The sequence below is a fragment of the Pseudomonas sp. NPDC098747 genome (genome assembly GCF_044760045.1).
In the GTDB taxonomy this organism is placed as follows: Bacteria; Pseudomonadota; Gammaproteobacteria; order Pseudomonadales; family Pseudomonadaceae; genus Aquipseudomonas.
This window is the reverse complement of sequence record NZ_JBIWAL010000095.1, coordinates 1-11296: the sequence shown is the minus strand read 5'-3', so window position 1 is coordinate 11296 and position 11296 is coordinate 1. Positions and strand designations below refer to the sequence as shown.

General features: G+C 57.0%; 11 protein-coding genes and 1 pseudogene. 8 read left to right on the top strand and 4 right to left on the bottom strand.

The features are described from left to right. Positions 1 to 250 precede the first annotated feature (250 nt). Positions 251 to 1450 (bottom strand): tyrosine--tRNA ligase, encoded by a 1200-nt coding sequence (tyrS, locus tag ACIQVE_RS28410; protein WP_402815079.1) that lies wholly within the window; start codon positions 1448 to 1450, stop codon positions 251 to 253. Positions 1451 to 1662: 212 nt separating this feature from the next. On the opposite strand from tyrS, the gene ACIQVE_RS28405 reads away from it, so the two are divergent. Both ACIQVE_RS28405 and ACIQVE_RS28400 read left to right on the top strand, forming a co-directional pair. Then, positions 1663 to 3087 carry a peptidoglycan DD-metalloendopeptidase family protein gene (locus tag ACIQVE_RS28405; protein WP_402815078.1) on the top strand — a complete coding sequence of 475 codons (1425 nt, stop codon included), beginning with the start codon at positions 1663 to 1665 and terminating at the stop codon, positions 3085 to 3087. 3 nt (positions 3088 to 3090) lie between these two features. Continuing rightward, positions 3091 to 4182 carry an anhydro-N-acetylmuramic acid kinase gene (locus ACIQVE_RS28400; RefSeq protein WP_402815075.1) on the top strand — a complete coding sequence of 364 codons (1092 nt, stop codon included), beginning with the start codon at positions 3091 to 3093 and terminating at the stop codon, positions 4180 to 4182. Between the two features lie 75 nt (positions 4183 to 4257). Here the strand turns inward: ACIQVE_RS28400 and erpA are convergent, their stop codons facing one another. Then, positions 4258 to 4608, bottom strand: coding sequence for an iron-sulfur cluster insertion protein ErpA (gene erpA / locus ACIQVE_RS28395; RefSeq protein ID WP_402815073.1), 351 nt, complete (start codon positions 4606 to 4608; stop codon positions 4258 to 4260). A 168-nt stretch (positions 4609 to 4776) separates the two neighbouring features. Next, entirely contained in the window at positions 4777 to 5811 is a 1035-nt protein-coding gene (argC, locus tag ACIQVE_RS28390) for an N-acetyl-gamma-glutamyl-phosphate reductase (protein ID WP_402815071.1), read from the bottom strand. 135 nt (positions 5812 to 5946) lie between these two features. Here argC and hemJ point away from each other — a divergent pair, with 135 nt between their 5' ends. From hemJ to coq7, 6 genes are all read left to right on the top strand, one after another. After that, the gene (gene hemJ / locus ACIQVE_RS28385) at positions 5947 to 6375 is read left to right on the top strand and encodes a protoporphyrinogen oxidase HemJ (RefSeq protein ID WP_402815069.1); all 429 of its coding nucleotides are present in this window, start codon (positions 5947 to 5949) and stop codon (positions 6373 to 6375) included. A 33-nt stretch (positions 6376 to 6408) separates the two neighbouring features. Beyond that, positions 6409 to 7377: an NAD(P)H-dependent flavin oxidoreductase gene (locus ACIQVE_RS28380; RefSeq protein WP_402815066.1), complete on the top strand. Its 969-nt coding sequence runs from the start codon at positions 6409 to 6411 to the stop codon at positions 7375 to 7377. A 79-nt stretch (positions 7378 to 7456) separates the two neighbouring features. After that, a complete protein-coding gene (locus ACIQVE_RS28375; RefSeq protein ID WP_402815064.1) occupies positions 7457 to 8407 on the top strand; it encodes a DUF805 domain-containing protein in 951 nt (316 codons plus the stop codon). Positions 8408 to 8468: 61 nt separating this feature from the next. Further along, positions 8469 to 9257, top strand: a complete 789-nt coding sequence (locus ACIQVE_RS28370; RefSeq protein ID WP_402815062.1) for an SDR family NAD(P)-dependent oxidoreductase — start codon at positions 8469 to 8471, stop codon at positions 9255 to 9257. A gap of 80 nt (positions 9258 to 9337) precedes the next feature. Continuing rightward, positions 9338 to 9676, top strand: coding sequence for a histidine triad nucleotide-binding protein (locus ACIQVE_RS28365; protein WP_053124353.1), 339 nt, complete (start codon positions 9338 to 9340; stop codon positions 9674 to 9676). Positions 9677 to 9810: 134 nt separating this feature from the next. After that, entirely contained in the window at positions 9811 to 10458 is a 648-nt protein-coding gene (gene coq7, locus ACIQVE_RS28360; protein ID WP_047303750.1) for a 2-polyprenyl-3-methyl-6-methoxy-1,4-benzoquinone monooxygenase, read from the top strand. Positions 10459 to 10569: 111 nt separating this feature from the next. On the opposite strand, the pseudogene speD reads toward coq7, so the two are convergent. After that, positions 10570 to 11296, bottom strand: a pseudogene (gene speD, locus ACIQVE_RS28355) (adenosylmethionine decarboxylase); the annotation flags it as partial.

Here is an 11296-nt window from a genome sequence, read left to right as displayed (position 1 = left end):
GCGAATTCTACAGCGTTACTCGCTGTTGTCAACACCTCTTTTTCTCCGCTTTCGACCGAGAAGATCGAACCGTTAAAAGAGCCAAACAGCACCGCCCTTTCAACTCCTTCCAGGCCTCGATGAACTGAAGCGACCCACTCTCGAAACCTACTTAACTCATTGAATCTCAAGGAGTTTTCCGTTTCGACTGCGCCGGAAGTGGGGCGAATTATAGACGTCTGGAATTCGCCGTCAACCCCCAATTTCGATTTTATTCAGATTTCAGCGCAATGCGTGCAAAAGCCTTCTTGCCAGCCTGGCAAACGTGGGTTGCGCCCACTACATATATAAAGGAGCGGTCAACGACCTCACCATCTATACGCACACCGCCGGACGCCAAGAGATCTCGCGCCGCCGCCGAGTTCTTCACCAGCCCTGCCTTGTTAAGGACAGCAGCAATCGGCATATCCTCAGCAGATGTCAGCTCGACCTCCGGCAGATCATCCGGCAGCTCGCCATCCTTCATGCGATTACCCGCCGCGCGATGAGCATTCGCCGCAGCCTCCTCACCATGGAAGCGCGCAACGATCTCTTCAGCCAGCTTGATTTTCACATCACGCGGATTGGCGCCTGCCTCTACATCAGCACGCAACGCATTGATCTCATCCATCGAACGGAAGCTGAGCAATTCGAAGTAACGCCACATCAGCGCATCCGGAATCGATACGAGCTTGCTGTACATGACGCCCGGAGCTTCCTGAATGCCGACGTAGTTGCCCAACGACTTGGACATCTTCTTCACGCCATCGAGACCTTCAAGCAAAGGCATCGTCAGAATGCACTGAGCTTCCTGACCATAACCACGCTGCAGTTCACGCCCCATCAGCAAGTTGAACTTCTGATCGGTACCGCCCAACTCGACGTCCGCACGCAAAGCGACCGAGTCATATCCCTGAACCAGCGGATAAAGGAACTCGTGAATAGCGATCGGCTGATTGGTGGTGTAACGCTTGTCAAAGTCATCGCGCTCAAGCATCCGCGCGACGGTGTATTGCGAAGTAAGACGAATGAAGTCCGCCGGCCCCATCTGATCCATCCAGGTGGAGTTGAACGCCACTTCGGTTTTCGCCGGATCAAGAATCTTGAAAACCTGAGTCTTATACGTCTCGGCGTTTTCCAGAACCTGCTCGCGAGTCAGCGGAGGGCGAGTAGCACTCTTCCCGCTCGGATCGCCGATCATCCCGGTGAAGTCACCTATAAGGAAGATCACCTGATGCCCCAGCTCCTGGAACTGGCGCAGCTTATTAATAAGCACGGTATGACCCAAATGCAAATCCGGAGCGGTTGGATCAAAACCAGCCTTGATACGCAGCGGCTGGCCACGCTTGAGCTTCTCGATCAGCTCGGACTCGACCAACAGTTCTTCCGCACCACGTTTAATCAGCGCTAGCTGCTCTTCAACCGACTTCATAACAGACCCGCAAGGCTCAGATTCAAAGGGAACCAACCATACAATATCGCGCACCAATTACAAGTTTTGCCCGGCGCACGGACACCAATCCACAGACGTGATGTCTGTAGACTTGCTTCAGAGATGATTTGGTTATATTTTATACAGTTATTTCATCTTCATCATGTCATTCATCTTTTCCAATTCATCACTTTTCAAAGTCAAAATTACTTATGAGCACTGAACCGTCTAAAGCGCCACCGCTTTACCCGAAGACCCACCTGCTCGCTGCAAGTGGTATCGCCGCCCTTCTCAGCCTGGCGCTCCTGGTATTTCCTTCCAGTGATGTAGAAGCCAAAAAGACGACCCTGAGCCTTGAACTGGAAAGTCCTGCTGAACAACTGACACAAGATCAAGACGCTGCTGACGCCGCTCAAGCCACAACTGAGCCAGCAGCGTCGCCGTTTGCCCAAATCGAAAACAGCGAAGAAAACACCCCGCAAACTGCTGAAGCCGTGCCCGTACCGGCTCCGGCCGCTGAAAAACCGAAAGCCTCTGGCCATCGAGAAGTAGTCGTCGCTAAAGGCGATACGCTGTCGACCTTGTTCGAAAAGGTCGGTTTGCCAGCCACCGCCATGCATGAAGTTCTGGCCAGCGACAAACAAGCCAAACAGTTCAGCCAGCTCAAGCGTGGCCAGAAACTCGAGTTTGAACTGACCCCTGAAGGCCAACTGACAAGCCTGCACAGCAAAGTCAGCGACGTTGAAACCATCACTCTGACCAAGAATGACAAGGGTTTTGCCTTCAACCGAGTTACTACAAAACCTACCGTTCGCACCGCCTACGTTCACGGCGTGATCAACAGTTCGCTATCGCAGTCCGCCGCTCGCGCGGGGCTTTCCCATAGCATGACCATGGATATGGCCAGCGTCTTCGGCTACGACGTCGACTTCGCTCAGGACATTCGTCAGGGCGATGAATTTGATGTGATCTACGAACAGAAAGTGGTCAACGGTAAAGCTGTCGGCACCGGCCCGATCCTGTCAGCGCGCTTCACCAACCGCGGCAAGACCTACACCGCTGTGCGTTACACCAACAAACAGGGTAATAGCAGCTACTACACTGCCGATGGCAACAGTATGCGCAAGGCGTTCATCCGTACTCCGGTGGACTTCGCCCGCATCAGCTCGAAGTTCTCCATGGGCCGTAAACATCCGATTCTCAACAAGATCCGCGCGCATAAAGGCGTCGATTACGCGGCCCCACGCGGCACGCCTATCAAGGCTGCCGGTGACGGCAAAGTGCTGCTGGCCGGCCGCCGCGGTGGCTACGGCAACACTGTGATCATTCAACACGGCAATACTTACCGTACGCTTTACGGCCACATGCAAGGCTTTGCCAAAGGCGTGAAGACCGGCGGCAGCGTCAAACAGGGCCAAGTGATCGGTTACATCGGCACGACAGGCCTGTCGACCGGCCCGCATTTGCACTATGAGTTCCAGGTCAATGGCGTTCACGTCGACCCTCTGGGTCAAAAGCTGCCAATGGCCGATCCAATCGCCAAAGCCGAACGCGCCCGATTCCTGGCGCAGAGCCAACCACTGATGGCGCGCATGGACCAAGAGAAGGCCACCATGCTGGCTTCGAGCAAGCGTTAAGCCATGACTCTCTATATCGGTGTGATGTCCGGAACCAGTCTCGACGGGCTCGACATCGCCCTGATCGAGCAAACCTCGGCGATCAAACTGGTCGCCACGCACTACATTCCTATGCCTGAATCCCTGCGCACCGAGCTGCTTGGCTTGTGCGCCAGCGGTCCCGACGAGATCGCTCGCTCGGCCATTGCCCAGCAAAAATGGGTGAAACTCGCGGCACAAGGCATTCACGCCCTCCTCGGCCAGCAACAGCTCAAACCTGAAGCTATCCGCGCGATCGGCAGCCATGGCCAGACTATTCGCCACGAGCCAACTCGCGGTTTCACCGTACAGATTGGTAACCCTGCCCTGCTGACAGAGCTGACGGGGATCACAGTGGTCAGTGACTTCCGCAGCCGCGATGTCGCTGCCGGTGGTCAAGGTGCACCTCTGGTACCAGCCTTCCATGAGACTTTGTTTGAGGAGCGTACCGGTAATCAGGCTGTGTTGAATGTAGGCGGTTTCAGCAATCTGAGTCTGATTGAACCGACCAAGCCCGTAGCCGGTTTCGACTGCGGGCCTGGGAATGTGCTGATGGACGCCTGGATTCAGCAGCAACGGGGCGAAAACTATGACCGCAACGGCGACTGGGCAGCCTCCGGCACCGTTGAACCTGGTCTGCTGAAAGCATTGCTCAGCGATCCGTTCTTCGTGACCAAAGGCCCGAAGAGCACGGGTCGAGAAGTGTTCAACCTGCCTTGGCTAGAACAACACCTTTCAAGGCTGCCGGCCTTCCCGGCTGAAAACGTACAGGCAACGTTGCTCGAGCTGACGGCAATGACCATCGTCGAATCTCTGCAAAGCGCTCAATCGGAGACTCGCGAGCTGCTGGTCTGCGGCGGCGGCGCACACAACGCGACATTGATGAAGCGACTGGCTGACCTGCTGCCGAACGCAACCGTTGCCAGCACTGCAAATCACGGCGTAGATCCAGACTGGGTCGAAGCCATGGCTTTCGCCTGGCTGGCTCATTGCTGCCTCGAAGGCATTGCCACCAACCGCCCAAGCGTTACCGGCGCCAAAGGCCTGCGCGTACTCGGCGCCATCTACCCCAACTGAGCAAAACGCTGGCAATAAAAAACGCCGCAGAACCGTAAGGCTCTGCGGCGTTTTATTGTCTGCAGCGAAGTGCGATCAGATCGAGAACGACGAGCCGCAACCACAAGTCGTGGAAGCATTCGGGTTCTTGATCACGAAGCGCGAACCTTCCAGACCTTCCTGATAGTCCACCTCGGCACCGGCCAAGTACTGGAAGCTCATTGGATCAACCACCAGACTCACGCCTTCGCGCTCGACAATGGTGTCATCCTCGGCCACATCTTCATCGAAGGTGAAACCGTATTGAAACCCTGAACAACCGCCGCCCGTAACGAATACGCGCAGCTTCAAGCGATCATTCCAATCTTCATCGACCAGGCTCTTCAACTTGTGAGCAGCACCTTGGGTGAATTGCAAAGCCGTGGGGGTGAAGGATTCGACGCTCATGCTGACTATCTCCCGGCGTTACGCCGCCATAATGCGTGATGACGCGCATTATCCGCTTGTCCGAGAAAATCGGTCAACTATTGTTACGGTATATCAATAAAGCCGACGAGCTGTTCAGAATGCAAAAAGGCCCGGTTAACGGGCCTTTTTGCTGTGCGACTGAAAGTGTTACGGCAGCATACCGGCGTGAGACAGACCGAAACGCTCATCCAGACCGAACAGGATGTTCATGTTCTGCACCGCCTGCCCCGAGGCGCCTTTGACCAGGTTGTCGATCACCGACAACACCACCACCAGATCGCCATCCTGTGGACGGTGAACCGCGATGCGGCAGACGTTGGCGCCACGCACGCTGCGGGTTTCCGGATGGCTGCCAGCCGGCATGACATCGACGAACGGTTCATTGGCGTAACGCTTTTCGAACAGCGCCTGCAGATCAACCGAGCGATCAACCACTGTTGCGTAGAGCGTGGAGTGAATGCCACGAATCATCGGGGTCAGGTGCGGGACGAAGGTCAGACCGACATCCTTGCCCGCCGCGCGACGCAGGCCTTGGCGAATTTCCGGCAGGTGACGGTGACCTTTCACCGCGTAAGCCTTCATGCTTTCCGACGTCTCGGAGTACAACGATCCTACAGCCGCGCCGCGACCGGCACCGCTGACACCGGACTTGCAGTCGGCAATCAAGCGCGCGGTATCGGCCAGACCTGCTTCAAGCAGCGGCAGAAAACCCAACTGCGTAGCGGTCGGATAGCACCCCGGTACTGCGATCAGACGGGCTTTCTTGATTTGCTCGCGATTGACTTCCGGCAGACCGTAGACCGCCTCATCCAGCAGTTCCGGCGCACCGTGCGGCTGGCCGTACCACTTGGCCCACTCTTCAGCGTCTTGCAGACGGAAGTCAGCCGACAGATCGATGACCTTCGTGCCTGCTGCCAGCAGCTCACCCGCCAAAGCGTGAGCGACACCGTGCGGCGTGGCGAAGAACACCACATCACAAGCACCGAGCGCTTTGATGTCAGGCACGCTGAAGGCCAGGCCGTCGTAATGACCGCGCAGGTTTGGGTACATATCAGCCACGGCCAGACCGGCCTCGGATCGGGAAGTGATCACCGCCACCTCTGCCTGCGGATGCTGTGCCAACAGACGCAGCAGTTCGACACCGGTGTAACCCGTGCCGCCGACAATACCGACCTTGACCATAAACCTGCCCTCAACGAACCCACTGGAAAGCCGTCGATAATAGGACGCGCGCGCGCCTGCGACAACCGTCAAGGTGACGTGCAGACGCTCAAGCCTCTACTATCCAGGCTACCGTGAACCTGGGAATAACTAAAAATGCTCTATCTGTGGATCAAAGCGTTTCATATCGTCAGCCTCGTGTGCTGGTTTGCCGGGCTGTTCTACCTGCCGCGACTGTTCGTTTATCACGCACAAAGTGAAGACACGGTCAGCAAAGAACGCTTCAGCCTCATGGAGCGCAAGCTCTATCGCGGCATCATGGGCCCGGCGATGATCGCCACGCTGATCTTCGGCGGCTGGCTGATTTACCTCAACCCGAGCATCTTCAGCATGGGCGGCTGGATCCACGCCAAACTGACCCTCGTGGTCTTGCTGATCGGCTACCACCATATGTGCGGCGCGCAGGTAAAACGTTTTGCCCGTGGCGAGAACACCCGCAGCCATGTCTTTTATCGCTGGTTCAATGAAGTGCCGGTTCTGATATTGCTGGCTATCGTAATTCTGGTCGTGGTCAAGCCGTTCTAACGTCAACAAGTACCAATCTTTGGGGTGTTCATAATGTCGCTGCCCGCTTTGTTCGAACAACGTCTGCGCCTGCCTGTGGTGGTGGCGCCGATGTTCCTGATTTCCAACCCGGAACTGGTACTGGCCTGCTGCCGTAATGGCGTGGTTGGCAGCTTCCCGGCGCTGAACCAGCGCGAAAGCAGCGGGTTCAAAGCCTGGCTGGAACAGATCGAGGCGGGACTGGCGACACTGGACAATCCGGCGCCGTATGCCGTGAACCTGATCGTTCACAACAGCAACCCACGCTTGCAGGCGGACCTGGCTATTTGCGTCGAACATAAAGTGCCGATCGTCATCACCAGCCTTGGCGCGGTGAAGGAGTTGGTCGACGCGGTGCACAGCTATGGAGGCCTGGTCTTCCATGATGTCACCACGCGCCGCCATGCCGAGAAAGCCGCCGAGGCCGGCGTCGACGGTTTGATCGCCGTCGCGGCCGGCGCGGGCGGCCATGCCGGTACGTGGAGTCCGTTTGCGCTGATCGCCGAGATTCGACAGTTCTTCGACAAGACGTTGTTGCTTGCAGGATGTTTGAACCACGGCCATGAGATTCTGGCTGCTCAATTGCTCGGTGCGGATTTGGCCTACTTCGGTACGCGATTTATCGGCACCACCGAAAGTCATGCGCCCGACGCCTACAAGCAGATGCTGCTGACAGCCAAAGCAGCCGACATCATCCATACTCCAGCGGTATCAGGGGTGCCGGCCAGTTTCATGCGCCAAAGCCTGGAGGCCGCGGGTTTCGACTTGGCTGCACTGCAAGGTAAAGGCGAAGTGAATTTCGGCGACAAGCTCAAGCCGATCATTGATGAAGCCAAAGCCTGGAAGACTGTCTGGTCTGCTGGCCAGGGGGTCGGGCAGATTGATGATCTGCCCAGCGTGGATCAATTGATCGCCCGCCTCGACGCTGAATACCGCCAAGCCCTGGAACGCGCCGCGCAGTTGCCGCAACGCTGGCCGCGCTAAGAAAAAATCAGGCCAGGCGCTGGCGGACTGGCCTTACACTGACGACCTTTCAATCTATCGCGACAAGGATGCCTCGGCCATGAGCGAACCCCGTTACAAGATCGTTTTCGACGGAGCTCTACAGCCCGGTGTCGATATCACCACAGCCAAGCTGAACCTCGCAGATCTATTCAAAAGCGAAGTGGCCGGCATTGAGCGGCTGTTCAATGGCAGCACCGTGGCACTCAAGCGCGATCTGTCTCACAGCGATGCGCAGACCTATCTGCAAGCATTGAACAAAACCGGGATCGACGCCCGGATCGAAGCCGAAACAGCCATCGAGCTGAACCTCTCGGACGTACGCGAACAATCCGCTGCCGTGGCAGAGCCTTACTCGCCTTACGCGCCACCGCAGGCCAGCGTAGGTGAAACCTTCGCAGGGGTTGCAACGCTAAAACCGCTTGGTGTGGAGGGCAGGATCGGACGTTTGCGCTTCCTGGCCTGGACGATGGTCGTGACGTTGGTGAGCCTGCCGATCATCAGCATATTCGCGCTGATCGCCGTAGGACTGGTCAGCGCCGAATCCACCAGCGCCCTCATCATCGGCGGCATCGTCGCGCTCTTTCTGGGTTTGGCGCTCATCGTCATCAGCATTTTCTTCACCGTACAACGCCTGCACGATATCGGTTGGTCCGGCTGGCTGTGGTTGCTGACCCTTGTCCCATTCGTGGGCAGCATCTTCCCTTTTGTGATCATGGTCGTGCCGGGCAATACCGGTGCCAACCGATACGGGCCACCACCTCCGCCAAACAACACAGCGGTCAAGGTTCTGAGTGCCCTGTGGATCGTCTTTATCGGGCTGTTTTTCATGGGGGGAATACTTGGCGGAATTTCGGCCATTCAGCAGGAATACGAAACCAGCCTCGAAAGCAGCTATGACAGCGGTTCGGTGACCACCGATGAAATCGAAGTAGAGGTCGAACCGGCAGCGAATTCCGCCGACGATGCAGCCGAAGCGGCGCAGGCCCCTGTAGACTCTGCGAAAGAATGAACAGCGCTCCCCGCCGTGACACCCGCGTCGCTGGCGCGGAGCTGTTGCGATGGAGAATTGCATGACCCGTTACGCTCTGATCACTGGCGCCTCCAGTGGCATCGGCCTGGCCATGGCCGAAGCGCTTGCCCGGCGCGGCCGCAGCCTGATTCTGGTGGCACGAAAGCGTGATCAGCTTGAGAGTATTGCCATCGAACTGACCCAGCGCTTCGGCGTCGAGGTCCTGTTCCGTGCCTGCGATCTGGGCGAACCGCTGCGCCTGTCCGGCTTTCTGCTGGAGCTGGAAGAAGGTGACCGGCAAATCGATCTGCTGGTGAACTGCGCCGGCATTGGTACTTGCGGCCCGTTCCTGGCTCAGGACTGGATGACCGAGCAGGACCTGATCGAGGTAAACATTCTCGCCCTCACCCGTCTGTGCCATGCGATTGGCAACAGCATGGCGCTGCAGGGTGGCGGACAGATTCTCAACGTGGCCTCCGTGGCGGCGTTCAATCCTGGCCCGTGGATGAGTACCTATTACGCGAGCAAGGCCTATGTGCTGCACTTTTCCGAAGCATTGCGGGTTGAGCTCAAGCAAAGCGCGGTGAAGGTTTCGGTGCTCTGCCCAGGCCCGACCGGCACGGATTTTTTCCGCACCGCACAGCTGAACAGCGACAAACTCAGAGACAGCAAAGTGCTGATGAGCCCCGAAGAAGTCGCGCTCTATACCGTGCGCGCGCTGGAGAAAAACCGCGCAATCATTATCCCGGGTCGGCGCAACCGCTGGGTCGCGTTTTTACCGCGACTGGGTTCGCGCTGGCTCAACCGCACCATCGTCGGCATGGTCAACAAGGCCTACTGCCCACGCTGATCTGTCCTACGGCAAAACACTGGGCGGGTTCATTCCCCATGAGTACACTCAGACCAGCCCAAACAACGGAGAAAACAGCAGTGGATACTCTGTTCACCAAGATCATCAACCGGGAAATCCCGGCCAAGATCATCTACGAGGACGACCAGGTTCTGGCGTTCCACGACATCGCCCCTCAGGCACCAGTGCATTTTCTGGTGATCCCGAAAAAACCGGTACGCACCCTCAATGACCTGACCGAAGACGACAAGGCACTGGCTGGGCATATCCTGTTTACCGCGCAACGTCTGGCATTGGAACTGGGCTGCGAGGATGGTTTCCGGGTAGTCATGAACTGCAATGAAAAGGGTGGGCAGACCGTCTACCACATTCATATGCACGTACTCGGTCAGCGCCAGATGAACTGGCCACCGGGCTGATTCATCAAGACCTGTGGGAGCGAGCAAGCTCTCTCCCACCCACAAAAGCAAGGCCGCGTTACAAATGACTCAGCGCAAACCTTCCCCGGCCGATTCGGTTAAACTGGCCGCCGAGATTCTTCCCGGAGGTCAGCATGACTACCCAACGTCACTACTCGCCGATTGACCGTCTTCTGCTGCAAGCCGATGCCGCGATGCGCACCCTGCTGCCCTTCAGCGGCCAGCCGTACCGTCCGTCGCCAGCGATTCTGCAGCCGGAAACCCAGATGAGCGACGAAGACACCCGCCATGTCGCCGGGCTGATGCGCATCAACCATACCGGCGAAGTCTGTGCCCAGGCGCTGTATCAGGGGCAGGCGCTGACCGCCAAGCTGCCACAGGTGCGCAAGGCCATGGAGCACGCGGCCGAAGAAGAGATTGATCATCTGGTCTGGTGCGAACAACGCATTCACCAGTTGGGCAGTCACACCAGCGTGCTTAATCCGCTGTTCTACGGCATGTCGTTCGGGATTGGCGCTGTGGCCGGTCTGATCAGCGACAAGGTCAGCCTCGGATTCGTGGCGGCGACCGAGCATCAGGTGTGCAAGCACTTGAACGAACATCTGGAGCAACTGCCTGTCGAGGACGAGAAGTCCCGGGCGATTCTCGAGCAGATGCGCATTGATGAAGAGCATCATGCGGAGAGTGCGCTGGATGCGGGTGGTTTCCGGTTTCCGGCACCGGTGAAGTTCGGGATGAGTCTGTTGGCCAAGGTGATGACCAAGAGTACTTATCGGATCTAAGGTTTGTATCGTCAGACAGGGACTCATCGCTGGCAAGCCAGCTCCCACAGGGTCCTGTAGCAAAACAAAAAAAAGGCGACCGAAAGGTCGCCTTTTTTGTGCCCGGAACTCTTACGTCGGCATGTTGCGCGCGTAGAAGATTTCCAGCATTTCGTGTTTCACACGATCAGTCACCTGAGCACGCTGCTCAGACGACAGATTGTTGGTAGCGTCGCCGAACAGGTAGTTGTCCAGTTCGAAGTTCTTCAACAGCATTTTGGTGTGGAACAGGTTTTCCTGGTACACGTTCACGTCGGTCATCTGGTACGCGTCGCGGGTGTCTTCGGAAAGGTAGTTCTGGATCGAATTGATCTCGTGGTCAATGAAGTGCTTATTGCCTTCAACGTCACGGGTGAAGCCGCGCACACGGTAATCCACGGTCACAATGTCCGAATCGAACTGGTGAATGAGGAAATTGAGCGCTTTAAGCGGTGAAATGACACCACAAGTCGACACATCGATGTCCACACGGAAAGTCGCAATACCGGCGTCCGGATGGATTTCCGGGTAGGTATGCACCGTGATGTGACTCTTGTCGAGGTGGGCCAGGATAATTTCGGGCAACGGACCTGGCGATTCTTCGATCTGGCTTTCAGTCGGGGTCACCGGCTCTTCCGAGATCAGAATCGTGACGCTGGCACCCTGAGGCTCATAGTTCTGACTCGCAATGTTCAGAATGTTGGCTCCAATGATTTCTACAACTTCCGTGAGGATCTGCGTCAGGCGTTCGGGGTTTTACTCTTGTTTGATGTACTCGACGTAAGCCTGCTGGTCTTGCGGGGTTTCCGCATAGCAGATG